This is a genomic window from Deltaproteobacteria bacterium (assembly GCA_011773515.1).
In the GTDB taxonomy this organism is placed as follows: domain Bacteria; phylum Desulfobacterota; class Deferrimicrobia; order J040; family J040; genus WVXK01.
This window is the reverse complement of sequence record WVXK01000107.1, coordinates 2,708-3,074: the sequence shown is the minus strand read 5'-3', so window position 1 is coordinate 3,074 and position 367 is coordinate 2,708. Positions and strand designations below refer to the sequence as shown.

The window sequence follows — 367 nt, the reverse complement described above, 5'->3', positions numbered from 1 at the left end:
TCCGGCTCCCGCTCCTCATGATCTCGGTACTTCCTCCTCCGATATCCACCATGACGCTGTTTTTTGCTACCGTATCACCCAGTGCGTCCCTAATTCCTTCGCAGGTGAGGCGGGCTTCTGTCCCGGCGTCTATGACGGTCAATTTGATTCCCGTTCGCCTCCTGACCTCTTCTATGAATTCGAGGGCGTTTCTAGCTTCTCTGAATCCCTGGGTGGCAGCTGCAAAATAACGGTCCACCTTATTCCGTCTCATTGCCCCGGCACATCTTGAAAGAGCATCGATGGAAGACTTCATCTCGATGTGTCCAAACTTCTGTGCCTTCGCAAGGTTAGATCCAAGCTTCGTTATCCATTTTTGCCGATAAAG

The 367-nt window shown here is 51.5% G+C and carries 1 protein-coding gene; it reads right to left on the bottom strand.

What is annotated here, in order from left to right; all coding sequences use genetic code 11:
• The coding region (locus tag GTN70_11370) for a hypothetical protein (GenBank protein ID NIO17560.1) at positions 1-367 on the bottom strand (367 nt) is incomplete at both ends.